The sequence below is a fragment of the Pseudomarimonas salicorniae genome, assembly GCF_023156535.1.
GTDB lineage: Bacteria > Pseudomonadota > Gammaproteobacteria > Xanthomonadales > Xanthomonadaceae > Pseudomarimonas > Pseudomarimonas salicorniae.
In genome coordinates, this window is the sequence record NZ_JALNMH010000011.1 from 169,746 (window position 1) to 193,332 (window position 23,587).

19 protein-coding genes and 1 pseudogene are annotated in these 23,587 nt (G+C 68.5%); 11 read left to right on the forward strand and 9 right to left on the reverse strand.

Annotated features, from left to right (window positions below; all coding sequences use genetic code 11):
* Positions 1-192: 192 nt before the first annotated feature.
* The 3 genes and pseudogenes from M0G41_RS18915 to M0G41_RS13930 form a co-directional block, all read right to left on the reverse strand.
* A pseudogene (locus M0G41_RS18915) lies at positions 193-1,080 on the reverse strand (DUF1800 family protein); the annotation flags it as partial.
* A gap of 169 nt (positions 1,081-1,249) precedes the next feature.
* On the reverse strand, positions 1,250-2,275 hold the full coding sequence (locus tag M0G41_RS13925) for a phospholipase A (RefSeq protein ID WP_248210389.1): 1,026 nt from the start codon (positions 2,273-2,275) through the stop codon (positions 1,250-1,252).
* Between the two features lie 27 nt (positions 2,276-2,302).
* Positions 2,303-2,911 carry an arylesterase gene (locus M0G41_RS13930; RefSeq protein WP_248210391.1) on the reverse strand — a complete coding sequence of 203 codons (609 nt, stop codon included), beginning with the start codon at positions 2,909-2,911 and terminating at the stop codon, positions 2,303-2,305.
* Positions 2,912-3,032: 121 nt separating this feature from the next.
* Between M0G41_RS13930 and M0G41_RS13935 the strand changes: the two genes are divergently transcribed.
* The 3 genes from M0G41_RS13935 (at position 3,033) to M0G41_RS13945 (ending at position 6,822) form a co-directional block, all read left to right on the forward strand.
* Positions 3,033-3,689 (forward strand): ABC transporter ATP-binding protein, encoded by a 657-nt coding sequence (locus tag M0G41_RS13935; protein WP_248210393.1) that lies wholly within the window; start codon positions 3,033-3,035, stop codon positions 3,687-3,689.
* A complete protein-coding gene (locus M0G41_RS13940) occupies positions 3,686-6,187 on the forward strand; it encodes an ABC transporter permease (protein WP_248210394.1) in 2,502 nt (833 codons plus the stop codon). The genes M0G41_RS13935 and M0G41_RS13940 overlap by 4 nt, the downstream gene beginning before the upstream one ends.
* A 65-nt stretch (positions 6,188-6,252) precedes the next feature.
* The gene (locus M0G41_RS13945) at positions 6,253-6,822 is read left to right on the forward strand and encodes a c-type cytochrome (protein WP_248210396.1); all 570 of its coding nucleotides are present in this window, start codon (positions 6,253-6,255) and stop codon (positions 6,820-6,822) included.
* Here M0G41_RS13945 and M0G41_RS13950 read toward each other — a convergent pair.
* On the reverse strand, positions 6,809-7,555 hold the full coding sequence (locus M0G41_RS13950) for a hypothetical protein (protein ID WP_248210399.1): 747 nt from the start codon (positions 7,553-7,555) through the stop codon (positions 6,809-6,811). The genes M0G41_RS13945 and M0G41_RS13950 overlap by 14 nt on opposite strands.
* Positions 7,556-7,852: 297 nt before the next feature.
* On the opposite strand from M0G41_RS13950, the gene M0G41_RS13955 reads away from it, so the two are divergent.
* The gene (locus tag M0G41_RS13955) at positions 7,853-8,062 is read left to right on the forward strand and encodes a cold-shock protein (RefSeq protein ID WP_248210400.1); all 210 of its coding nucleotides are present in this window, start codon (positions 7,853-7,855) and stop codon (positions 8,060-8,062) included.
* Between the two features lie 491 nt (positions 8,063-8,553).
* Here the strand turns inward: M0G41_RS13955 and M0G41_RS13960 are convergent, their stop codons facing one another.
* The 3 genes from M0G41_RS13960 to M0G41_RS13970 all read right to left on the reverse strand — a co-directional run bounded on the left by M0G41_RS13960 (position 8,554) and on the right by M0G41_RS13970 (position 11,369).
* Positions 8,554-9,255, reverse strand: coding sequence for an alpha/beta fold hydrolase (locus tag M0G41_RS13960; RefSeq protein ID WP_248210401.1), 702 nt, complete (start codon positions 9,253-9,255; stop codon positions 8,554-8,556).
* Between the two features lie 225 nt (positions 9,256-9,480).
* Positions 9,481-10,713 (reverse strand): M12 family metallo-peptidase, encoded by a 1,233-nt coding sequence (locus M0G41_RS13965; protein WP_248210402.1) that lies wholly within the window; start codon positions 10,711-10,713, stop codon positions 9,481-9,483.
* Between the two features lie 257 nt (positions 10,714-10,970).
* Positions 10,971-11,369, reverse strand: a complete 399-nt coding sequence (locus tag M0G41_RS13970) for a cytochrome c (RefSeq protein WP_248210403.1) — start codon at positions 11,367-11,369, stop codon at positions 10,971-10,973.
* Positions 11,370-11,447: 78 nt separating this feature from the next.
* Between M0G41_RS13970 and M0G41_RS13975 the strand changes: the two genes are divergently transcribed.
* Positions 11,448-12,254, forward strand: coding sequence for a tRNA threonylcarbamoyladenosine dehydratase (locus M0G41_RS13975; RefSeq protein WP_248210404.1), 807 nt, complete (start codon positions 11,448-11,450; stop codon positions 12,252-12,254).
* Here M0G41_RS13975 and M0G41_RS13980 read toward each other — a convergent pair.
* Both M0G41_RS13980 and M0G41_RS13985 read right to left on the reverse strand, forming a co-directional pair.
* Positions 12,240-13,001, reverse strand: a complete 762-nt coding sequence (locus M0G41_RS13980; RefSeq protein WP_248210405.1) for a TatD family hydrolase — start codon at positions 12,999-13,001, stop codon at positions 12,240-12,242. The genes M0G41_RS13975 and M0G41_RS13980 overlap by 15 nt on opposite strands.
* The gene (locus M0G41_RS13985; protein ID WP_248210406.1) at positions 12,998-13,228 is read right to left on the reverse strand and encodes a DUF6116 family protein; all 231 of its coding nucleotides are present in this window, start codon (positions 13,226-13,228) and stop codon (positions 12,998-13,000) included. Before M0G41_RS13985 ends, M0G41_RS13980 begins: the two co-directional genes overlap by 4 nt.
* 124 nt (positions 13,229-13,352) lie before the next feature.
* Between M0G41_RS13985 and M0G41_RS13990 the strand changes: the two genes are divergently transcribed.
* The 6 genes from M0G41_RS13990 (at position 13,353) to M0G41_RS14015 (ending at position 23,505) form a co-directional block, all read left to right on the forward strand.
* Positions 13,353-14,042: a glycine zipper 2TM domain-containing protein gene (locus M0G41_RS13990; protein ID WP_248210408.1), complete on the forward strand. Its 690-nt coding sequence runs from the start codon at positions 13,353-13,355 to the stop codon at positions 14,040-14,042.
* A gap of 95 nt (positions 14,043-14,137) precedes the next feature.
* Positions 14,138-15,301 (forward strand): acyl-CoA dehydrogenase family protein, encoded by a 1,164-nt coding sequence (locus tag M0G41_RS13995; RefSeq protein ID WP_248210410.1) that lies wholly within the window; start codon positions 14,138-14,140, stop codon positions 15,299-15,301.
* Positions 15,298-16,419, forward strand: a complete 1,122-nt coding sequence (locus tag M0G41_RS14000) for a hypothetical protein (RefSeq protein WP_248210412.1) — start codon at positions 15,298-15,300, stop codon at positions 16,417-16,419. Before M0G41_RS13995 ends, M0G41_RS14000 begins: the two co-directional genes overlap by 4 nt.
* 148 nt (positions 16,420-16,567) lie before the next feature.
* Complete coding sequence (locus M0G41_RS14005) at positions 16,568-18,865, forward strand: thiamine pyrophosphate-dependent enzyme (protein ID WP_248210414.1); 2,298 nt, start codon at positions 16,568-16,570, stop codon at positions 18,863-18,865.
* A gap of 93 nt (positions 18,866-18,958) precedes the next feature.
* Entirely contained in the window at positions 18,959-19,858 is a 900-nt protein-coding gene (locus M0G41_RS14010) for an adenylate/guanylate cyclase domain-containing protein (protein WP_248210416.1), read from the forward strand.
* A gap of 296 nt (positions 19,859-20,154) precedes the next feature.
* Positions 20,155-23,505 (forward strand): transglutaminase family protein, encoded by a 3,351-nt coding sequence (locus M0G41_RS14015; RefSeq protein ID WP_248210417.1) that lies wholly within the window; start codon positions 20,155-20,157, stop codon positions 23,503-23,505.
* The last annotated feature ends 82 nt before the right edge of the window (positions 23,506-23,587 follow it).

A 23,587-nucleotide genomic window follows, 5' to 3' on the forward strand; every position in this document is an offset into this window, starting at 1 on the left:
GTGGTAGCGCGGGTAGCAGATCATCGGCTCGTAGCGGTCCGGGTGGACCAGACCACTCTCGCCGTTGATCGACAGCGAGCCCGGCGTGCTGAAGAAATTGCCGTTCTGGAAGCTGCAATCGGTGCCGGTGCAGTTGCAATTGCGCGGAATCAGATTGCCGGCCACGATCCGGTTGCCCGAGCAGGCGTAGGACAGACCGGTCATCACCCGCGACAGGGTGGTGATGGTGTTCTGGTCGTAGGTGACCTGCGGGCTGCTCGCGTTCGGGAACGGCGAGAAGTCGGCGTTGCGCTCGATCAGGCCGATGGTGAACAGCTGCATCACCTCGCGGGCGAAGTTCTCGTCCGGCGCCACCAGGCCGCCGCTGGGCAGCACATAGGCGGCGATCCGCGGCGGCAGAGCACCATTGTTGGTCGCATCGCTGCTGGTGCAGCTGTGATAGGGCGGGTTGCTGCCGAGCCGGTTGTCGATCGGGCTGCGCTGGTCATAGCAGCGCGGTTCGATCTCGAACTTGCGGTTGCGCAGATGGGTCAGATACCGGCCCATCATCGGCGAGCGGAGCGTCTGTGAGAGCAGGGTGCGGAAGTTGCCGAAGGCGTTGCGCACGAGCAGGTCGTTCCACTCGGCCATCATGATCGGCTCGCCGCTGAGGCCGCCGTCCTGGTCGGAGACCACGATCATCTGGCCAAGCGCCCAGGCGACCTTCTGCCGCAGCTGGTCGGGCGCGGTCACCGCGGTGTCGACCCAGCGGTGCACGCGATGCGTCTGCGACAGGTCGCTGCCCGAATTGTTCTCGGCGGCAGTAATCGACTCGAGGAAGGGGCGGGCCAGGGTCTGCGGCAGGGCGATCTGCTGGTTGACCCAGCTCACCGTGCCCGAGGACTTGAGCTGGCTGATCGTCTGCGGCGTGGCGCCGAAGGTCGCCTGGTTGAGGAAGCGGGCCGCTTCCGCGTCGCTGGCAGGGATCGAGTAGGGCTGCTCGAAGTTGTCGCGGAAGATGCTCTGCGCCGCCGTATCGGTGGCCGCGGTGGAGCCCAGGACGGCGGCTGCCGCCAGGACCCAACGGGTAATGCTCTGCATGGGACACCCCAGGTGAAGGAGATCTTGCCCACGCGCCGAACGGGGCGGGCAGAGTGTGCTGGGGGTAAACCCGCAGGAACCGCGATGGCCATCGCAGTTTGCAAGGTGGGGAGTAAAAATTTCTTACTTGCCGCCGAGCGGAATCGCGAGGGCGATGGAAGGCGGGGCTTCAGTACCAGGGCATCAGGCTGAGCCCGATGCCGAGGTAGGTCGCACGGTGGTTGTAGTCGATCAGGCTCTCGCCGTAACCCTCGAACAGCTGCAGGTGGCCGCGCAGGTTGCGGTAGAGCGGGAAGCTCCAGTCGAACTGCAGCGCCCCGCGCGAGCGCTCGCCGCCGCGCAGGCTGTGACGGACCAGCCAGGCCAGCTCGTGTGCACCGCGCTGGTGCACGACCTGCAGCTCGGCGCGTCCGAGGAAGTCGTTGGCGTCCGGGTTGTCGTCGTCCCGGCTGCTTTCAGGCAGCCGGTACCAGGGTCGGAACACCACTGCCCAGCCCGGCTTCTCGATGGCCGCGGTGGCCACCAGCCGGTCCCAGCTGCGCGACAGCGGCAGGCTGCGTCCGTTCGACTGGTGCGCGTAGCCGATGCCCAGCATGCGGGCTCGCCAGCCGCCCAGCAGCGGTTCGTCAAAGCCAAAGATCAGGTCGATCTCGGGCTGGTAGTTGGTCTCTCGGAAGGGTCGCGAGACGTCCTCCTCGTACAGCTGCCAGCGCGAACTCTGTGTATAGCCGAACCACAGGTCGCCCTGACCGCCGACGAGGCCTTCCCATACCTTGGTCTTGAAGCTGACCTGGAACTTGTTCTCGAGCGAACGCAGGTCCAGCGACTCGTCCACCGTATTCGCCGGATTCGGGCTGTTCGGCCGATTGTTCGGTCGGTTGCTGAGGAATACCGGCAGGATGTAGATCGGGCGGTGGGCGCGCAGATTGAAGATGCCCAGCTTGGATTCGGGGTCCAGCTCCCAGCGCCGGTCGAGCATGGAGTCGGGCGCGGCGGCGAGGTCGGGCTCGCTGCGGTAGAGATCCTCCACGCGACCCCCAGCGGCTCGCTCGCGCAGGTGACGCTCCGCGATCTGGTCATAGCAGGCCAGACGCTCGGGGTCGGAGCCGATGGCCCGGCATCCCTCAAGGGTCTGGGAAGCAGCCGTCGAGGCCAGCAGGAGGCCCAACAGGCAAGGCAGGGCAAGCGATCTCAATTCGGTCGGTCCGGTGAAACGCCGGGCTCAGGGCCGGTCGGCGTCGAGCAGGGGTTCGAGAGTCTGCCACACGTGGTCGAGGATGATGGGCTGTGCCTCGGCATTCGGATGCAGCCGATCGGCCTGGAAATGGACCAGGCCACGGCTGATCGGTTCGAGCAGGAAGGGCAGCAGGGACACGTCCTGCTCGGTAGCCAGGCGACGGTACATGTCGATGAAGCCGCGCGTGTACTGTGGGCCGTAGTTGGGCGGGATCTGCATGCCCACCAGCAGCACCCGGGCGCCGGATTTCCGGCTGGCCTCGATCATCGAGCGCAGGTTGGCCTCGGCCAGTTCCAGGGGCAGGCCGCGCAGTCCGTCATTGGCGCCCAGCTCGATCAGCACCAGATCCGGCCGGTGCTGGCGCAGGGCATGGGCGATGCGCGAAGCCCCCCCCGAGGTGGTCTCGCCGCTGATGCTGGCATTGACCACCTCCCAGGCCGGCTGGCGCTCGGCCAGGCGCTCGCCCAGCATGGCCACCCAGCCCTGATCCTCCGATAGACCATAGGCCGCCGAGAGGGAATCGCCCATCACCAGCAGGGTAGGGCGGGGCGTGGCCTGGGCCGCCAGCGCGAGCAGCGTGAGGGCCGCCACCATGACGAATTGTTCAGTCGCTTTGCGCCAAGGTGATGGCATCGTTGCAATTCCTCCTGCCGGTTGATCGCTTATGTCCGCAAGTGTGGCCGAGCCCATGCGCTCGCAAGATGAAGCCCCCCTGATGCTCCGTGCCGAGGGGCTCGGCAAGACGGTCGCCCTGCCCAGCGGCCAACTGGTCATTCTGGACGATGTCTCGCTCGAGGTGCAGCGCGGTGAGGCGGTCGCAGTGGTCGGCGCTTCAGGTTCGGGCAAGTCGACCATGCTCGCCCTGCTCGCCGGGTTGGACACGCCCAGCACCGGCAGCGTCTGGCTGGATGGTCAGCCGATTTCCCGGCTCGATGAGGATGGTAGGGCCAGGGTCCGAGCCGCCCGGGTCGGCTTCGTCTTCCAGTCGTTCCAGCTTCTGCCCTCGCTCAGCGCCGTGGAAAACGTGATGCTGCCGCTGGAACTGGCCGGACACCGCCAGCCCGAACCCGAAGCGCGCCAGTTGCTGGTCCGCGTGGGCCTTGGAGATCGCCTGCACCACTATCCGCGGCAGCTGTCCGGCGGCGAGCAGCAGCGTGTGGCCCTGGCTCGCGCCTTCGCCTCGAAGCCGGCCCTGCTATTCGCCGACGAGCCGACCGGCAACCTCGACACCGAGACCGGCCGTCAGGTTGCCGACCTGCTGTTCGAACTGAATCGTCAGCAGGGCACCACCCTGGTGCTGGTGACCCACGATGAGCGGCTTGCCGCGCGCTGCGGTCGGCAGATCCGCCTCGCCTCGGGCCGGCTTGCATGATCGGCTTCCGGCTGGGCGGGCGCCTTCTGCGCCGCGATCTCCGCTCGGGGGAACTGCGTGTGCTGCTCGCCGCCCTTGTGCTGGCCGTCATGGCCGTCAGCAGCGTTGGCTTTGTCACCGACCGTGCCGGTCGCGCGCTCGACCTGCAGGCCAATGCGCTTCTGGGCGGCGATGCGGTGCTGCGCGCCGATGCGCCGATCGACCCTTCGGTGCGCGCGGAGGCAGCCGAGGCCGGCCTGTCCCACACGGCGCTGATGAGCTTTCCCAGCATGCTGCGGGTCGGCGAGACCCTGCGGCTGTCCGAACTTCGCGCCCTCGACGATGGCTACCCGCTGCGCGGGGGGTTCCGCATCCAGCGCGAGGCAGGCGGCCCCGGGGTGGTCCCCGAGGCCTCGCCGCGGCCCGGTGAGGTGTGGTTGAGCCGCGCCGGCGCCAGCCAGCTCGACGCGAAACTGGGCGATCCGGTCTTTGTCGGCGAGCGCGAGCTGCGGCTGAGCGCCCTGGTGCTCGACGAACCCGACGCCGTGGTCGACTACTTCAATGCCGCGCCCAAGGCCTTTTTCCATATCGACGAGATTCCGGCGACGGGCCTTGAGCAGTTCGGCAGCCGAATCACCTACCGGGTGGTGGTCGCCGGCGAGCCGGCGGCAGTGGAACGCTGGGTGGCGGCCCGCAAGGCCGGTCTCGACCGCGGCCAGCGGCTGGAAACCGCCGCCGATGCCCGCCCCGAGATCCGCCGCGCGCTGGACCGCGCCGACCGCTTCCTCGGGCTTGCGGCCCTGGTCTCCGTGGTGCTGGCCGGCATCGCCATCGCCATGGCCGCGCGTCGCCACGTCGAACACCAGCTCGATGGCTGCGCGGTGATGCGCTGCATGGGCGCGAGCCAGAACACCCTGCTCGCGATCTACGCCGGCGAGCTGTTCTGGCTCGGCGTGCTGGGCACCGCGCTCGGCCTGCTGCTCGCCTATCTGACCCAGGCGCTGCTCGCCGGCTGGCTGGCGGCCCAGCTGGGCCTTGCCATTCCTGCGGCCGGCTGGCTGCCGGCGGCGCAGGGCCTCGGCGTCGCCATGGCCGTGCTGCTTGCCTTTGCCCTGCCGCCGATCCTCGCGCTGCGCAAGGTGCCGGCCATGCGCGTGCTGCGTCGCGACCTGGACGCCGCCTCGGTGCCGGCCTGGCTCAGTGCTGCGCTCGGCATCGTTGGCCTGGGCGCCCTGTTGTGGTGGAAGGCTGGCGACCCGAAGCTCGCCGTGATCGTGCTCGGCGGCATCGCCCTGACCCTGGTGGCCCTTGCCGCGCTCGCTTTCGCGCTGATCTTCGTGCTGCGGCGATCGCGGCGTCATCTTTCCGGCATCTGGCGCTATGGCCTGGCCAGCCTCGGGCGGCGGTCGGCCGGCAGCGTGGTCCAGGTCTCGGCTCTGGGTCTTGGGCTGATGGTGGTCCTGCTTCTGACCCTGGTCCGCACCGACCTTCTGGAGCGCTGGCGCGAGGCGTTGCCTGCCGATGCACCGAACCGGTTCCTGATCAACATCCAGCCGCATCAGGTCGAGGATGCGCGTCAGGCCCTGCTTGCGGCGGGGGCGACGGATGCGCGGTTGCACCCGATGGTCCGCGGCCGTCTGGCCACGGTGAACGGCGAGGCGGTCGGACGCGCCGACTACGCCGATCGCGGCCCGCGGGCCCAGCGCCTGGCCGAGCGCGAGTTCAACCTGTCTTTCACCGATGCGCTGGAGCGTCCGGACAACGCGCTGGTCGCCGGCCAGTACTGGGCGGCGGACAGCACCGCAGCGGAACTGTCGGTAGAGGAGGACTTCGCCCGTGCGCTGGGCTGGGAGCTTGGCGACGTGGTCGGCTTCGAAATCGCCGGCAGCGAGGTCAGCGGGACGATCACCAGCCTGCGTCGGGTGGACTGGGAAAGCTTCCGCCCGAACTTCTTCGTGGTCATGTCGCCGCCGACGCTGCAGGGCTTCCCTGCCAGCTACATCTCGGCGGTTCATGTCGAAGCGGCCGGGCAGCAGCAGGTCGATGGTCTGGTGCGCAGCCACCCCAACATCAGTGTGATCGATGTCGATGCCGTGCTGGCCCAGGTTCGGCGCACCGCGGATCAGGTGGCCACGTCGGTCGAGTACGTTTTCTACTTCACGCTCGGTGCGGGACTGCTGGTGCTGGTGGCGGCGATCAGCGCCACCCAGGACGAGCGCTTGCTCGAGGGCGGCGTGATGCGCGCTTTCGGCGCGACCCGACGCCAGCTGCGCGGCGCGCACCTGGCCGAGTTCGCGGCGATCGGCCTGATCGCCGGGGCCACCGCGGCCTTTGCCGCAGCGATGATCTCCGGACTGATCGCCTCACAGGTGTTCGACCTGCCCTGGCGCACCGACTGGAGCGTGGCCCTCGGTGGCGCGCTCGTGGGCGTGTTGGGCGTCACGGTGACCGGGCTGCTGGCCACCCGCAGCGTGATTGCCGCGCCGCCCGCGGTCACGCTTCGGGCTCTGCAGGCTTGATCCTGCGCAAGATGGGGCGGGGATCAGTGCGCTAGCTTGTTCGGCAATCCCTACGGAGGCCGACCATGCGCTGCATTCCGATGGTCCTGCTCTTGCTCGCCGCGCCCTGCCTGATGGCTGCGGACATTGCGCCCTGCCTGGATTGCCATCGCCCGGGCGCCAGGGAGGGCCTGGCGCCCCTTCTCGAAGGCCAGCACCGGACCTATCTGGAAATCCAGCTGCGGCGATTCAAGCACCACATGCGGACCAGTTTTCCGATGCAGGATCTGGCCCGTGGCATCGGGGAAGAGCAGGTCGCCGAGCTGGCCGCCGAGCTCGGCGCGCGGCCCTGGCAGTCCGCGCCGACGCTGCAGCCGGCCAAGGCGGTCAAGCGTGGGGCGAGGCTTGCCGAGCGCCGCGACTGCCGGTCCTGCCACGGCGACGAGCTGGTGGGTGGTGGAAGTATTCCGCGCCTTGCCGGACAGGCCGCGCCCTACCTCCGCCAGCAGCTGGTCTACTTCTCGGCCGGGGAGCGCCACCATCCACCCACCGGCGGGGGCCAGCGCATGGAGGCGCTGAGGGAGGATCAGGCTGCCGATCTCGCCGCCTGGCTGTCCTCGCTGGGCGCCATTCCGCCGGGCGCTACCGGGCGCTGAGTGCCGAACCGCTGATCCGCCCGCCGGAAAGGTTCAGCACGGACTGCAGCTCCGCGCTGTCGGGAAGCAGGTCGTTGAACAGGTTGTCGGCGAGGCTGACGCCCTCGGCGTGGATCTGGCCGCGATTTACGAAGGCGGCCGCTGACAGTGGGCGCGTCTGGGTGCGGGTTATCCGGTTGCCGGTCAGGCTTGTGCGCTCGACCTCCAGCGTTCCCTCGTTGTTCAGCAGGGCGGCGGTGCCTTCCGGGGCGTGCACCACGTTGTATTCGATGCGGCTGTCCTCGAGGCTGAGCGAGCCATGATTGGCGATGATTGGATGCTCGCCCCGCGCCAGGCTGTCGCTGATCGTCACCCGCTCGAGATGCATCCTGCCGTGATTGCGGATCGCACCCTGGTTGGCCTCGGCCAGGGTGAGATCGCGGATGATCCCCTCGCCGCCGGCGGATACGTGGAAGAAGTGCATCGGACGATGGCTCCAGCCACGGATCTCTGCGCCGCGCCCTTCTATGACCACCTGGCTGCGGATGGCTGGCAGGGCAAGCCCTTCGGAGTCGGTGAGGTCCAGCGTGTAGAGACCGCCGGGGTGAAGCCGGATGTAATGCGGTCCAGCTGACTGCGCCGCCTGCTGCAGGGCACGGATGAGTCCCGCGCTGTCGCGGTTGCCGATGGTTACGGTGTCCGCCATCACGCCCTGGGCGGCGAGCAGGGTGGCCAGCATGAGGATGCTGCGCATGGAATGCCTCCGGGTGCAGGGATGGGCACACCTTCTCAGGGCCTTCTGGAGCACTTGCTCGGATCGCTTGGGACAGGCTTGCAGGCCCGCTCCCAGGCCATTTCGCCAGGCGCTTCACCCTGCATTAAAGTTTGGTTAGACTCGAAGTCACTGTATTGCAATGGGTCCTGGAACATCGAGACCCGATGGGCTGATCGTGATCCGCATCATCGCCACCGACGCAGACGGTGCTCCTTGCAACGCAGTAAGTCCGCGCGGGGAGACCGCGGTTTTTGATTAGCTTCGAGGAGCAGTTTCATGTCCGACCGTCAGATCGGAACCGTCAAGTGGTTCAACGATGCCAAGGGGTTTGGCTTCATTAGCCGCGAGAACGGCGACGATGTATTCGTCCACTTCCGCGCCATCCAGGGCACGGGTTTTCGTTCCCTCCAGGAAGGCCAGAAGGTGAGCTTCAAGGTCGTGCAGGGCCAGAAAGGCCTGCAAGCCGACGAGGTGCAAGCGGTCTGAGGCCGCCCCTCGGATAGCCGCACCGTGACCCCGGCTCCGGCCGGGGTTTTTTTGCCGACGGTAGAGTGATGTGCGCCCCTTCCGTGGCGCAATGCGGGCGCGAAGCAGACGTACCGCAGAACCCGAATGTAGGAGCCAGCTTGCTGGCGATAGGCGCCCCGGATGGGACGATCGCCAGCAAGCTGGCTCATGCAACGGTGCTGCCAGGTCCGGTTTGTGCCGCGAAGCAGGCCTTACCGCAGTCAAATTGTGGGAGTGCCCTTGGGCGCGACCGCGGAGATCCGCTCTGCCCGCGGTGTCTGGTGAATCCGATACGCCGCGGTCGCGCCCAAGGACGCTCCCACAGTCGGGCTTCGTTGGGCGTCAGCGAAGCCCCATAGGGTGTGCCTTGGCGCACCGATACGGGCGTTTGGAAGGTATGCCCGGTGCGGCAAGCCGCACCCTATGAATATCTGCTTCGCGCCCTTTTCTGCCTCACCCCCTGGCCCCGGTTACTGGATCAGGTCGACTTGTCGCGCGGCGGTTTGCGTGAGCAGGCTGTAGTGGGCGAGCGCATAGGTGGTGCTGCTGTTCTCGCCCCAGATCGAGGAGCTGTGCACGCCGCCGACGGTGCACACGCCGGTGCTGCAGACGATCTGGTCCGACCATGACTTGATCGAGTGCACGCGGTCGGCAAAACGGGTGCCGTACAGGTCGTTGAGGAAGGGGTTGCCGACCGACAGGCCCCAGCTGCCGCAGGTGCTGGTCCACACGTTGTACGGCCAGCTGCCGCAGCTCCACAGTCCGCGTACGGCGCCGGCGACGCCGACGAAGCTCTGCACATAGCCGCGCAGTCCATTGCGCTTGATGACCCGTCCGGCAAGCGTCACGCCCATCGAGTGGCCGATGACGTCGACCCGGCCGGTGCAGGAGCCGGCAATGGCCTCGATCATGGCGTCGAGCACCGGGGCCTCCTCGCTGCCGTAGTGGTCATTGCAGGCCGCGCAGCTGCGGCTGCCCCAGGCCGGTCGGTGGATCTGGCTGGCGGCGTAGCCGCGCCGCTGCAGCTCGCTCACCGTGTTGTTGAAATCCGAGGGCGAGCCGGTATTGCCATGCACCAGGACCACGCTGTCGCGGCACTGCGCGAAGGCGCCACCGGCCAGCATCAGCATCGCCACCGCGGTCAGCTGCCGCAGTCCAGAACAGATCCGCATCGAACGATCCTCCCCGATCATCGCGCTGTGTGCGCGAGCTCACGCTAGGCCCGGTGGCGGGGTCTGCCTGCTGTACCAAAGGGCAGGGGGCTTGCTGCGTTGCCGCAGTGCATGGCTGGGCGAGCGCTGCGCTGCGCGGAAGGGGGCTTGCTGCGCCGCCGCAGACGGGCCGACGAACGGCGGGGGCTCCTGCCGCGGCCAGGGCGCCGCGGCAGGAGTTGGGGCTCAGCGGAACGCGGCGATGGAAGCCCGCGTGTTGTTCAGTACCCGCGCGTTGTCGTGGGTGGCCGCGGTACCCATGGCGACGCCGCCATACGTCCGGTTCGGGTTGGACCAGTAGTTGATGCGCGGACAGCCGCCGGTGCAGGCATAGGCCATCACCGTGCGCCAAGCCTTCGACGGCGCCTGGTAGCCATGGCCGTAGGCGTAGGGCGTCGTTGACGGGTCGTTCGCCGGATCGTGGCGGGCGGCCTGCAGATGGCCGATCTCATGGCCGAAGCTGTAGTAGCCGGTGGCGCAGTCCCAATGCACCGCCGCGAAGGCGGTGGTGGCGCTGGCGCCGATGGCCGAGGCCAGGCCACAGGAGCTGCTGTTGTTGATGAAGAACATCACCACATCGGCGGTTTGCTGGTTGCGCAGGCTGTGCACGCTGTCCAGATAGCCGTCGGTGGTGCCGCGGATGCGTGCGAGGTCGGTGCTGAAGCTGCCCGACTCGGTGTAGCTCGCGGTGTAGACGCCGGCCGACTGCAGGGTGATGCTGATGCCGGAGTTGGCATAGCTCTGGTTGGCCTCGGTGATCGACAGGTTGACCAGGCCGACGATGTCGCCGGCGGCGTTCTTGGCCGCGGTGGTGGCCACGCTCATCACGCGGATCGTGGTGTTGGCCTTGGCACTGTCGCCTTGCAACTCACCGCGGGCGAGGGCACCTGCCAGCGGGCCGTCCGGCACGTGGACTCCCTCGGGATGATCGGCCGGGACCAGGGTCTCATCGAACTCGATGATGGCGTGACCGCCGGAGGACAGCGGGCGGATCTTGTAGAGCTGGCCATCGACGCGGACGCTGCCGGTCAGCTTTCCGTGGTTGTCGACCAGGGTGACGCTGTTCATCGGGTCGAAGGCGACCTCACCGGACTTGCCGGTCCGGGCGAGATCGGTAAGCAGGCCTTCCCAGATCAGCAGGCCGCTCTCGTCGCGGCGGCTGCGCACTTCGGTGACGTCCAGCGACAGCCCCGGGGCCAGCTGCAGGCTGATCGAGCCTCCGCGCTTGGACAGCTGGCCGCGGTCGAGGTGGAAGGCGCGGATCGAGCGGTTGGCCGGGTTGGCGCGCCAATCCTGGATCTCGGCAGCAGAAACCAGGTCTTCGCCGTCGAAGCGGATGTCGGTATTGCCGGCGGCGAGCGCCGGGTCGAGCGGGCACAGCAGGGCAGCGGCAAGAGCCGCGGCGAGCACGGAACGCATGTGAGACTCCCAACAGGATGACGGTGCGCCCCCAGTCGCCGGCCCCTGTCGGGCGCTGGTCTTGCGTCAGGACGTACGGAGTGCGCGGGCACCGAGCGCAGGGTCGATTTATTCAGGTCGCGTTCACGCTGACAATAGGGGTTTCACCCTAGGGGGATCTCTATCCGACGGACGGTAGTGCTACCTGTCTGAGGATCTTTATGTCACGAGTATCCGCCGCTACGGAGGTGGGCGTCCGCGGGTCGGAGCCGGGTCGGCTACGACTTGAAATCGCGGTGGCAGGCCTTGCAGCTGTCGCCGATCCGGCCGAGGGCTTCGCCGGCCTCGGCGCAGTCGGTCAACGCGGTTTGGCGGGCCGACTCGGCAGCCTGCTGAAGCTTGTCCGCGTAGTCGCCGAACAGTTCGTCCTGCTCCCCGATCGGCAGGAAGGCCGGGCGCACGTCCCGCGACAGGATGGCAAGTGCCTCGACGTGGCGGGCGAGATCCGCATCGCACTTTCCGGCGGTGACCTGGTCGCGGGCCGCGCCGAGGTGGTGGCCGAACAGGGCCATGACGCCCTTGGGGAAGGCGGTCGCAGGGCGCAGGGCATTGAGCACGCTGAGCGTGGCGAATGCGCCGATCATCAGTCCAAGAAGGATCCAGGCCAGTGCCTTCACGCGCGGTCTCCGCTAAGAGGGGAAGGGCAGAATGCTTTACCCTTGCCGCCCGATCCAGCACCCCCCGCCCCAGGACGAGTGGAAAACGCGACCGCCCCCCCGAGATTCGCCGGCATCGACCGCCTGTATGGCCATGGCAGCGTGGCCGCGCTGGGCCGCATGCGGGTGGTCGTGGTCGGCGTCGGCGGCGTCGGCTCCTGGCTGGTCGAAGCCCTCTTGCGCAGCGGTGTAGGTCGCCTGCGCCTGATCGATGCCGATGACGTCTGCGAGAGCAACGTCAACCGCCAGCTGCCGGCGCTGGAAGGCAGCTTCGGTCGCAGCAAGGTCGCCCTGCTGGCCGAGCGGGCGCGGCTGATCAATCCCGAGGCCGAGGTCGAGCCCCTGGCGCAGATGCTCACAGCCTCGAATCTTGAAGCCTTGCTGGAGGGCGTCGATCTGGTGCTGGATGCCTGCGACAGCTTCCGAAGCAAGGTCGAGCTGATCGCCTGGTGCCGGCGCCGCAAGCTGCCGCTGATCGTCTCGGGTTCGGCCGGCGGCCGCACCGACCCGACCCAGGTCCGGGTGCGCGACCTTTCGCGCACCGAACATGACGCCCTGCTCGCGCTGATCCGCAAGAAGCTGCGCCAGGAGTTCAACTTCCCGAAGAACCCGGACCGCTACTTCGGTGTGCCGGCGGTGTACTCGCTGGAGAACGTGCGCTATCCGCAGGCCGATGGCAGCGTCTGCGGCACCCGACCCCAGCTGGGCAAGGATGCCGCCTTCAAGCTCGATTGCGGGGCGGGGCTGGGCGCCGCCACACACATAACCGGCAGTTTCGCCTTCGCCATGGCCGGTCGGGCGATCCAGCTGCTGCTGGCCCGGGCCGCAGCCTCAGCGGACGAATAGGCGCCGCGCGTTGTCGCGCGTGGCGACGGCCAGATCCTGCGGGGCGATGCCGCGCAGGGCGGCGATGGTGGCGCCGATCCGCGGCAGCTCGCCGGGCTCGTTGCGTTGGCCGCGACGCCAGCTCGGCGGCTGGTCGGGGGCATCGGTCTCCAGCAGCAGGTGGTCGATCGGCATCTCCGCAACGAGGGCGCGCAGTCGACGCGCGCGCTCATAGGTCACCGGCCCGCCGAGACCCAGCGAGAAGCCGAGGCGGTAGAGCTGGGCCGCCTGCTCGGCGCTGCCGGAAAAGCTGTGCACCACGCCGCGCAACCCGCCGACATTGCGGATCTCTGCAATCACCAGATCAACCGCGCGGCGGGCATGCACCACCAGCGGCAGGTCGCGCTCGCGGGCGAGGCGCAGCTGGCCGCGGAAGACCCGCAGCTGTCGCTCGCGGTCGAGGCCTTCCACATAGTGATCGAGGCCGCACTCGCCGATCGCCGCGGCCGGGTGGCGGTCCAGAAAGCCGGGCAGGGCGGCGAGGTCGTCGTCGCTGCCCTCGTCGAGAAACATCGGATGCAGTCCGTAGGCCGGATACAGGCCCGGCTCGGCTTCCACCAGGGCAGCCAGGGCCGGCCAATGCGCGCGATCAATGGCCGGCACCAGCTGCTCTTCGACCCCGGCGCGGCGGGCGCGGTCGAGGACTGCCGGACGGTCCTCGGCGAACTCGTCGACATCCAGGTGGCAATGGCTGTCGAACCAGCTCACTGCCGCGGCGGGTCGTGTTCCAGCGGCGGATTCTTCTCGCTGCGCTCCCGCTTCCAGCTTGCAAAAAGCACGGTGGCCAGCGCGGTCAGGATCTCGTCGATGAACGGGATCGGGTCGAACGGCCACAGCCAGCTGACCAGCGCAAGCAGCAGGGTGATCTTGAAAAGCGTGGGAAACCGCAGGTCGGCGGCGTAGTCACCGAGCAGCGAGATGGGGTTCAGGCGCATGCGGACGCTCCGGACCGTTTGGCTTGCATTTCACGCTACCACGAGCAGTGAAACGCAAGGTGAGGCGGCGTTCAGCCAGGGGCGGTGAGAGTGGCGGCAAGTCCCCCTTCAGAGGCGAACAACAATGCGCAAGCCCCTAGCACTCATCATTCCCGCGCTGCTGGTCGGCGTGACCGCCTGCGGCCAGATTGGCCAGCCGATGGCCGAAGTCGTCTCGGTGACGCCGGTCACCGAGCAGCGTCCGGTCTACGCCGAGGTGCTGACCGTCACTCCGGTCACCCTGACCCAGCAGCAGGTTCGCCAGGCCTGCGAGGATCGTGTGGTCGAGCGACGCCGTCCCGAACGCTTCGGTGACAAGGACGGCGCGGCCATCGGCGCCGTGGTCGGCGGCCTGCTCGGCAGTCAGGTCGGCAGCGGGAGCGGTCGCCAGGCTGCCACCGTCGCCGGCGCCGTCGGCGGCGCCCTGGCCGGCCGCGAGATCGACCGTCGACACGTCGGTGGCCAGCGCTACCAGGACGTCGAGACCGTCTGCAAGGACATCACCGAGACGGTCGACAAGCCGAATGGCTTCCAGGTCACCTACCGCACGCCGGACGGCGGCAGCGCCAGCCGGCATATGGTGGTCAAGCCGGAAGGTCCGAAGATCGAGATCGGTACCGAGCCGGCGGTGGTCGCCTATGACGTCAGCTGGCGCTACGAGGACCGTTCCGGTACCTCGCGCCTGGCCGAGCAGCCGGCCGGCAACTCGGTCCCGCTGAGCAGCCTGCTGCCCCAGGACCCGGCCGCGACGGCCCCTCGGGACGGGCGCGGCTGAGGCAGCACCCGGGCTTCGCGGGTTCAGGGCCGGACACGGGCGCATCACACCCCTTCCGGGCTAAAATGCCGGGTTTCCCGACCGGTACCGTAGCCATGGCCCTGAACCCGACCGACCTGTTCGACATCCGCTCGCTGCTCTCCGAAGAAGAGCAGATGATCCAGGACAGCGTCGCCCGCTTCACCGACGAGAAGGTTCTGCCGATCATCGGTGACTGCTTCGACCAGGGTCGCTTCCCCAAGGAGCTGCTGCCGGAGATCGCCAGCCTCGGCCTGCTGGGCTCGTCCCTGCCCGAGGAATACGGCTGCGCCGGACTCAATGCGGTCTCCTACGGTCTGATCTGCCAGGAGCTGGAGCGCGGTGATTCGGGCATCCGCAGCTTCGTCTCGGTGCAGAGCTCGCTGTGCATGTACCCGATCTACGCCTACGGCAGCGAGGAGCAGCGCCGCGAGTGGCTGCCGCGCATGGCCACCGGCGAGGTGATCGGCTGCTTCGGCCTGACCGAGCCGCACGGCGGCTCCGATCCCGCCAACATGAAGACCCACGCCAAGCGCGACGGCGGTGACTGGGTCATCAATGGCGCCAAGATGTGGATCACCAACGGCAATCTCGCCCAGATCGCCATCGTCTGGGCGCAGACCGAGGACGGCATCCAGGGCTTCATCGTGCCCACCGACACCCCCGGCTTCACTGCCCAGGAAGTGCACCGCAAGATGAGCCTGCGCGCCTCGGTGACCTCGGGCCTGTTCTTCGACAACGTGCGCATCCCCGACGCCAACCGGCTGCCCAACGTGCGCGGCCTGAAGGGTCCGCTGGGCTGCCTGACCCAGGCCCGCTACGGCATTACCTGGGGTCCGATCGGCGCCGCCCAGGCCTGCCTGACCGAGGCGACCGAGTACGCCAAGACCCGCGTGCTGTTCAACCGGCCGATCGCCGCGACCCAGGCGGTGCAGATCAAGCTGGCCGACATGGCCCGGCGCATCACCCTTGCGCAACTGCTGTCCCTGCAGCTCGGTCGCCTGAAGGACGCCGGCAACCTGAAGCCGACCCAGGTCTCGCTGGCCAAGTGGAACAACGTGCGGATGGCTCTGGACATCGCCCGCGAGGCGCGTGACATCCTCGGCGGCTCGGGCATCACCACCGAGTACTGCCCGATCCGCCACGCCCTGAACCTCGAATCGGTGATCACCTACGAGGGCACCGAGACCGTGCACCAGCTGGTGGTCGGTCGTGAGCTGACCGGGATCAACGCGTTTTGACCCATCGCCCCCGGCGCGGCGCCGGCCCCCTTGCAGCCTCCGGCCTCGCCGCGATCGCCCTGTGCGTCGCCGGCCTGGCCGGCGCGACCGGGCCCGCCGAGCGAGTGTTCAAGAACGCCTTCGATCCGCCGCGGGCGATGGCCCGTGGCGGCAGCACGCACAACTGGTATGCGCTGGGGCCGGGCTGCGAGCGCGAGCCTTTCGGCATCATCGCCAACTACCACCTTCCCGGGGTGCGGACGCGCGTGCTCAAGCAGCTGGCCGGGCTGCGTGCCGCTGGCCAGGACCGAATCAGCGTCAGCCTCTACCACCAGCGCTCGCCGATCGCGAGCCCCGACGGCCGGGTGACCGGCACCGTGCTCGACTCGACCGGCGGCCGCCTGCATCCGCAGATGGAGCAGAACCTGCTCGACTACCTGCTGGATCTCCGCTTCGCGGCCTTCAGCGAGGTGATCTTCCGCTACCACCCGCAGGGCGCCAACGATGTGCGCAACGAGGATGGCTGGAACGACTCCCTGCGCGACGAGAACTGGTCGCTGATCCGCTCCATCGAGCCGCTGCTGACCGGAGCCGGACTGCGCCATCGCACCGACCTGTTTGCCGAGGGCATGCCCCGGGCGCGCAATGTCGGCTCGGTGATCGTCGACGACGTCCCGCACTTCGAGGACTGGAGCGACTACGCACGCTTCGTCTGGCGCGCCTACGTCGCCGAGTTCGGCACTGCCAATACGCTGGGCTTCTCCTTCGTCAGCGACAGTGACCGTACCCGCATCGATGCCCGCGCCAAGCACATGGACTACATCTATGGCAGCCAGCGCCCGCCGGTGCTCGGCTTCAGCCTGTACGGCGAAACCGGCGGCCGTGACGAGGGCTGGATATTCCGCGAATACCAGCGCCAGCTCGAGGACGAGGGCTGGGGCGCGCTGGACTGGATCATCACCGAGTCCTGGTACAACGACCCCCGGGCCGCCAAGTTGATCCAGGCCGCCATCGGCGAAACCGGCCAGCCGGTGCGCTTCCTGATCCAGTGGCCGGTGACCCGCGACAGCGAATGCAGCCGCGACGTCACCGAGGCCCTGCCGCTGCGCTTCGAGGCCTTCAGCGACCGCGGCTTCTAGCCCGGCCCCGGCGCCCCGGAAGCCGTTCGCCCTGCGGTATCGAAGGGCAACCCCCGGCCCACCGCGGACTGCACCCACCCCCAGCGCGCACGCGATCTGCCGCGCCGGCCTACAATACGCGGCTTTCACATTCGCAGGTCCGCTCCGCATGGCTGCCATCGCCACCCCCATCCCCGCGCGCATGCGCAATCTCAACCGCGCCGAAGTCTGCGACGTGAACTTCACCGAGTTCGTCCGCGCCTGGCAGGGGGAGGTGCGCGATCGGCCGGCGGATGACGAGCCGGTGCTGCCGGGCAGCGCCTGCACCGCGGCCGATTTTCTCGCCCTGTTCGAATCGCAGCTGGTCTCCCGCCACCTCGACCTGATGGCCCGCGTGCTGCGCAAGCAGGACAAGGTCTTCTACACCATCGGTTCCAGCGGCCACGAAGGCAACGCGATGGTTGCCCGGCTCACCCGTCACACCGACCCGGCCTTCCTGCACTACCGTTCCGGCGGCTTCATGGCCGAGCGCTTCCGCAAGCTGCCCGGCATGGACCCGGTGATGGACTCGGCGCTGAGCTTCGCCGCCAGCCAGGACGACCCGGCCTCCGGCGGCCGGCACAAGGTCTGGGGCAGCAAGCCGCTCTGGGTCCTGCCGCAGACCTCGACCATCGCCTCGCACCTGCCCAAGGCGCTCGGCACGGCGATGGCCGTGGAGCAGGCGCGGCGCATCGGTCACAGCCTGCCGATCCCGCAGGACAGCATCGCGATCTGCTCTTTCGGTGATGCCTCGAGCAACCATGCCACCGCGCAGACCGCCTTCAACACCGCGGCCTGGACCGCCTACCAGAAGCTGCCGGCGCCGGTGCTCTTCGTCTGTGAGGACAACGGAATCGGCATCTCGGTGAAGACCCCGGCCGGCTGGATCGCGCGCAACTTCCAGCAGCGCCCTGACCTCGACTACTTCTTCGCCGACGGCCTTGACCTCGCCGCCGGCTATGGCGCCGTGCAGCGCGCCGTCGAGCACTGCCGGCGCACCCGCAGGCCGACCTTCCTGCACCTCAAGACCACCCGCATCATGGGCCACGCCGGCACCGACTTCGAGATCGAATGGCGCTCGATCGAGGAGCTGGTGGCGGTGGAGGCGACCGATCCGCTGCTGCGCTCGGCGGCGATCGCGATGGAGTCCGGCCTGATGGACGCCGATGAGGTGATGGAGCGCTACGAGGCGATGCGCCAGCGCTGCTTCGCAGCCGCCGCCGAGGCGGATCGCAAGCCGAAGATCACCAGCCTGGCCGAGGTCATGCGTCCCCTGGCCCCGTACACGCCCGACGCGGTCCGCGCCGAAGCCAAGCGGGCCGACTACGACGAGCGCCGCCTGCAGGTCTTCGGCAGCGAGGCCAGGCTGCCCGAGAGGCAGGCGCCGAAGCATCTCGCCATCCAGATCAACCAGGCCCTTCACGACCTGCTGGCGAAGTACCCGGAGTCGCTGCTGTTCGGCGAGGACGTTGCCCAGAAGGGCGGCGTCTATACCGTCACCAAGGGTCTGCACAAGGCCTTCGGCGGGCGGCGCGTATTCAACACCCTGCTCGACGAGACAATCATCCTCGGCCTTGCCCAGGGCTTCGCGAACCTCGGCATGCTGCCGATCCCCGAGATCCAGTATCTCGCCTACTTCCACAACGCCTGCGACCAGATCCGCGGCGAGGCCTGTTCCCTGCAGTTCTTCTCCAATGACCAGTACCGCAATCCGATGGTCATGCGGATCGCGTCGCTGGGCTACCAGAAGGGCTTTGGCGGCCACTTCCACAACGACAACTCGATCACCGCGCTGCGCGACATCCCCGGGCTCGTGGTCGGCTGCCCGAGCCGCGGCGACGATGCCGCGACCATGCTCCGAACCCTCGCCGCGCTGGCCCGTGTCGACGGCCGGGTCTGTGCCTTTCTCGAGCCGATCGCCCTGTACATGACCAAGGATCTGTACGAGGCCGGCGACGGGGGCTGGCTGACTGCCTACCCGGCGCCGGGCGAGGCCATGGAGCTCGGCGAGGGGCGCGTCTACGGCGAGGGCGAGGACCTGCTGGTGCTGACCTTCGGCAATGGTGTCCCGATGAGCCTGAAGGCAATGCGCCGGATCGAGGCGGAGCTCGGCTGGAAGGGGCGCGTCTTCGACCTGCGCTGGCTGGTGCCGCTGAACGATGCCGCGATCGTCGAGCAGGCTCGCCGGGCCAGGCGCGTCCTGGTGGTCGACGAAGGCCGCCGCGCCGCCGGCGTGGGCGAGGGCATCATCACCGCCCTGGTCGAGGCCGGCCTGGGCGACCTGCCGCTGCGCCGGGTGGTCGGGGCCGATACCTACACTCCGCTGGCCGGCGCCGCCCTGCTGGTGCTGCCCGGCGAGGACGACATCGTCGCCGCGGCCCGTGAGCTGGGCCAGGAGGCCACCGCCCCGACCCCGCGGCCAGCCTGACAGGGCGCAGGACAGGGCCCGGCCGAAGGCCGCCGGCACCCTCCCTTTGGGGTCGGGTGACGGCGCAGCCGGCTTCCCCTATCATCCCAGCCCATGAGTCAGCCGACCCAGCTCACCACCCTCTTTGCAGACGTCGCCGGCAGCACCAAGCTGTTCGAGCAACGCGGAGACGTCGAGGCCCGGCGGATCATCGCCGGTGTGCTGGCCGCCCTGACCGAGGTCTGCAACAAGCACGGTGGCCGGGTCATCAAGACCATCGGCGACGAGGTCATGTGCACCTACCCCGGCGCCATGCAGGGCGTGCTGTCCGCCTGCGACATGCAGAAGCGGGTCATGCACGACATGAACTTCGTCAAGGACAACATCGGCATCCGCATCGGCCTGCACCACGGCGATGCCCTGGTCGAGGACGGCGACGTCTTCGGTGATTCGGTCAACACCGCGGCGCGCATGGCCTCGCTGGCCAAGCGCGAGCAGATCGTCACCACCGCTACCACGCTGAAGAACCTGACCAACGCCGGCAACATCCGTTCGCGTTCATTGGGCCGCGCCCGGGTCAGCGGCAAGCTGCTGCCGATCGAGATCGTCGACATCATCTGGCAGGAAGACACCTCCAACGTCACCACGGTGCAGAAGGCGATCCGCATCGATGACGGCGGCACCACCAACGTCAAGCTCAGCCTGCGCTTCCGTGGTCAGGTCATCGAGCTCAACGAGAATTCGCAGCCCTTCTCGATGGGCCGCGACGGCACCAACTCCCTGGTCGTGGAGACCGAGTGGGTCAGCCGCAACCATGCCCTGATCGAGTTCAAGAAGGGCTATTTCATCATCGCCGACCGCAGCACCAATGGCACCTACGTCAAGCTGGGCGAGGACGACGAGCTGCGCCTGCACCGCGACGAGATCCACCTGCGCAAGTCCGGCACCATCAGCCTTGGCCAGACCGTCGCGCTGAACCAGAACGACGTCCTGTACTTCCAGTGCAGCTACTGAGCCGCGGTTCCTCCGTGTGCCATTGAGCCGGTCCCGCGCCGGGCCCGCCGGAACCTGGTGAGGGCTCGGGCCAGGCGAAGCGCGGCGATTCGCCCTGCGGAATCCGCCTTCGGCGTTGTCCGACACCGCGATGCCCTGACGAGTCGAGTGCCTCGCGCCTGAGCTTGACGTCATGGCTGCGTGGAACGCGCGTCAGGCCGTACTGGCGCGGCAAGGCGCCGCGCCGGGGATCACGCAGGTGAACTGCTGTCGCCCTGACGTGAGACGATGGCTTCGAGCCTCAAGCGAGTCGAGCCATGTCGATCCATGTCGCATTGAAGCACCTCACCACCTATCGTTACGACCGCGCGATCACCGTGGGGCCGCAGACCGTACGCCTGCGCCCGGCGCCGCACTGCCGGACGCGGATCCTTTCGTATTCGCTGAAGATCCTGCCGGAGGGGCACTTCCTGAACTGGCAGCAGGACCCCCAGTCAAACTACCTGGCGCGGCTGGTGTTTCCCGAGCCGACCCGCGAGTTGCGGATCGAGGTGGATCTGGTTGCCGAGATGTCGGTGCTCAATCCCTTCGACTTCTTCCTCGAACCGCGGGCCGAGCAGTTTCCGTTTCCCTACGCCGAGGAACTGGAAGAGGAGCTCAGGCCCTTCCTCAAGGCGGCTCCGCTGACCCCGCGCCTCCGCGAGTACCTCGACGGCATTCCGCGCAAGGCCGAGCGCACCATCGACTTCCTGGTCGGTCTTAACCAGAAGATCAGCGAGGACGTGCGCTATCTGATCCGGATGGAGCCTGGCGTGCAGACGCCCGAGGAGACGCTCGAGAGCGGCGCGGGGTCCTGCCGGGACTCGACCTGGCTGCTGGTCCAGCTGTTCCGCCATCTCGGTGTCGCGGCCCGGTTCGCCTCCGGCTACCTGATCCAGCTGGTGGCCGACGAGAAGTCCCTGGATGGCCCGAGCGGTCCGGAAACCGACTTCACCGACCTCCACGCCTGGTGCGAGGTCTACCTGCCCGGCGCGGGCTGGATCGGGCTGGACCCCACCTCCGGACTGCTGGCCGGCGAGGGGCATATCCCGCTTGCCTGCACCCCGGAGCCTGCCTCGGCGGCGCCCATCAGCGGCGGGCACGAGAGGTGCGAGGTGGAGTTCGACCACGCCATGGCGGTGGAACGCATCGCCCAGGCGCCTCGCGCCGCCCGGCCCTATACCGACGAAGCGTGGGAGGAGATCGAATCGCTCGGTCACAGGATCGATGCGCGGCTGAAGGAAATGGACGTGCGGCTCACCATGGGGGGCGAGCCGACCTTTGTGGCCATCGATGACCCCGATGGCGCGGAGTGGAACACCGAGGCGCTGGGGCCGACCAAGCGCGAACGGGCGGGCGATCTGTACTGGCAGCTCAAGGAGCGCTACGCCCCGAAGGGCCTGGCCCATTTCGGCCAGGGCAAGTGGTACCCCGGCGAACAGCTTCCCCGTTGGTCGCTGGCCTGCTTCTGGCGCACTGATGGCGAGCCGATCTGGAACGATGCGCGCTGGCTGGCGAACGAGCGTGACGACCACGGTGCCGATGCCGACCTGGCCGCGCGCTTCCTCGAGGCGCTCGCGAAACGCCTGGGAGTCGACGGATCGCTGGCGATACCCGCCTGCGAGGACCACTTCTACTACCTGTGGCGCGAGCGCTGCCTGCCGGCAAACGTCGAGCCCTCGGACCCGCGCCTGACCGATCCGCTGGAGCGGGCCCGCCTGATGAAGGTCTTTGACCAGGGGCTTGGCCAGGTGGTGGGTCACGTGTTGCCGCTGGCCCATTCGGACGGGGCCTGGCGCAGCGGAGCCTGGTACCTGCGGAGCGGCGCCTGCCTGCTGCTTCCCGGCGATTCGCCCATCGGCTATCGGCTGCCACTCGACTCGCAGCCCTGGGTGGCGCCCAACGACTACCCCTGGATCCACCCGCGCGATCCCGCCGCCCCGCCATCGCCGCTGCCTCCGCACGCCCGCCTGCGTGCGCCGGAACGGGCGGCCGTCGCAGAAGAGGCCGGGCGCGACGGGCACAGCGATGCCGCACCGACGACGGCGGGGCCGGGCGCCGGCACTGCCGGCACCGACGGGCAGGGCGGCGAAGCGGCGGGCCTGGTGCGCACGGCCCTGTGCGTCGAGCCGCGCAACGGGCGCCTCTACCTGTTCATGCCCCCGCTGTCGGAGCTGGCCGCCTACCTCGAGCTGGTTTCGGCCATCGAGGCGACCGCGGCCGAGCTCGCCCACCCGGTCGTCATCGAGGGTTACGAACCGCCCCGCGACGAGCGCCTGCAGAATTTCCGCATCACCCCCGACCCGGGTGTGGTCGAGGTCAACGTCCAGCCTTCCTCGAGCTGGGCTGAGCTGGTTGATCGCACGACGCACCTCTATGCCGCGGCGCGCTCATCCCTCCTCACCGCAGAGAAGTTCATGGTCGACGGCCGGCATACCGGCACCGGCGGTGGCAATCACCTCGTGCTGGGCGGGGCGACGCCGCTTGATTCGCCGTTCCTGCGCCGGCCGGACCTCCTGCAGTCGCTGATCGCGTACTGGCACAACCACCCCTCGCTGTCCTACCTGTTCTCGGGATTGTTCGTAGGGCCCACCTCGCAGGCGCCGCGCATCGACGAGGCGCGCAATGACGCGCTCTACGAGCTGGAGATCGCCTTCCAGCAGATGCCGCAGCCCGGCGCCGATCCAGAGCCCTGGCTGGTCGACCGGCTGCTGCGCAACCTGCTGATCGACGTGAGTGGCAACACCCATCGCGCCGAGTTCTGCATCGACAAGCTGTACTCGCCGGACGGCCCCACCGGCCGCCTGGGACTGCTCGAGCTGCGCGCTTTCGAAATGCCGCCGCATGCGCGGATGAGCCTGGCCCAGCAGCTCCTGCTGCGGGCCCTGGTTGCCCGGTTCTGGGAGCATCCCTACCGGCCTGCGCGGCTGACCCGATGGGGCAGCGAACTGCACGACCGGTTCATGCTGCCCTACTTCATCGAGCGGGATCTGGACGAGGTGATCGGCGAGACCCGCGACGCCGGCTACCCGCTGCGCGCGGAGTGGTTCGCCCCTCACCTGGAGTTCCGCTTCCCGCGGGTCGGCGACTACGCGCTGGCGGGCATCGAGCTGGAGCTGCGCCACGCGCTCGAGCCCTGGCATGTGATGGGTGAGGAGGGCGCTGCCGGGGGCGCGGTGCGCTACGTCGATTCGTCGGTCGAGCGACTGCAGGCGAAGCTGACCGGACTGCCGCCCGATCGATACCTGCTCACCTGCAACGGCCGGCCCATGCCGCTGCGGCCCACCGGCCAGGTCGGCGAGTTCGTCGCCGGCGTGCGCTACCGCGCCTGGCAGCCAACCCTCGCCCTGCATCCCAACATCCCTCCGCATGCCCCGCTGACCTTCGACATTGTCGATACCTGGTCACAGCGCTCGCTGGGGGGCTGCCAGTACCACGTCGCTCATCCGGGTGGACGCAACTACACCGGGTTTCCGGTCAACGCGTTCGAGGCGGAGAGCCGGCGGCTGGCGCGCTTCTTCCGCATCGGCCACAGCAGCGGCCGCATCGCCGTCACCGCCGACGCGCAGGCCAGTCCAGAATTCCCGTTCACGCTCGACCTGCGCAGGTCATCGGAGTCGGCGTCGTAGCAAGTGGCGATTGAGCATCCATAGGGTGCGGCTCGCCGCACCGCGCGTAGCGTTCAATCGCCCGAACCGGCTGAGCAATGCG

Excerpts from the sequence above, each read along its gene's own strand:
- M0G41_RS13965 (WP_248210402.1), bottom strand. The coding sequence starts at position 10,713 with ATGCGTTCCGTGCTCGCCGCGGCTCTTGCCGCTGCCCTGCTGTGCCCG.
- M0G41_RS13985 (WP_248210406.1), bottom strand. The coding sequence starts at position 13,228 with ATGCGCCTGAACCCCATCTCGCTGCTCGGTGACTACGCCGCCGACCTG.
- M0G41_RS13955 (WP_248210400.1), top strand. The coding sequence starts at position 7,853 with ATGTCCGACCGTCAGATCGGAACCGTCAAGTGGTTCAACGATGCCAAG.
- M0G41_RS13960 (WP_248210401.1), bottom strand. The coding sequence starts at position 9,255 with ATGCGGATCTGTTCTGGACTGCGGCAGCTGACCGCGGTGGCGATGCTG.
- M0G41_RS14005 (WP_248210414.1), top strand. The coding sequence starts at position 16,568 with ATGGCTGCCATCGCCACCCCCATCCCCGCGCGCATGCGCAATCTCAAC.
- M0G41_RS14015 (WP_248210417.1), top strand. The coding sequence starts at position 20,155 with ATGTCGATCCATGTCGCATTGAAGCACCTCACCACCTATCGTTACGAC.
- M0G41_RS13935 (WP_248210393.1), top strand. The coding sequence starts at position 3,033 with ATGCTCCGTGCCGAGGGGCTCGGCAAGACGGTCGCCCTGCCCAGCGGC.
- M0G41_RS13990 (WP_248210408.1), top strand. The coding sequence starts at position 13,353 with ATGCGCAAGCCCCTAGCACTCATCATTCCCGCGCTGCTGGTCGGCGTG.
- M0G41_RS13930 (WP_248210391.1), bottom strand. The coding sequence starts at position 2,911 with ATGGTGGCGGCCCTCACGCTGCTCGCGCTGGCGGCCCAGGCCACGCCC.
- M0G41_RS13950 (WP_248210399.1), bottom strand. The coding sequence starts at position 7,555 with ATGCGCAGCATCCTCATGCTGGCCACCCTGCTCGCCGCCCAGGGCGTG.
- M0G41_RS13995 (WP_248210410.1), top strand. The coding sequence starts at position 14,138 with ATGGCCCTGAACCCGACCGACCTGTTCGACATCCGCTCGCTGCTCTCC.
- M0G41_RS14010 (WP_248210416.1), top strand. The coding sequence starts at position 18,959 with ATGAGTCAGCCGACCCAGCTCACCACCCTCTTTGCAGACGTCGCCGGC.
- M0G41_RS13945 (WP_248210396.1), top strand. The coding sequence starts at position 6,253 with ATGCGCTGCATTCCGATGGTCCTGCTCTTGCTCGCCGCGCCCTGCCTG.
- M0G41_RS13940 (WP_248210394.1), top strand. The coding sequence starts at position 3,686 with ATGATCGGCTTCCGGCTGGGCGGGCGCCTTCTGCGCCGCGATCTCCGC.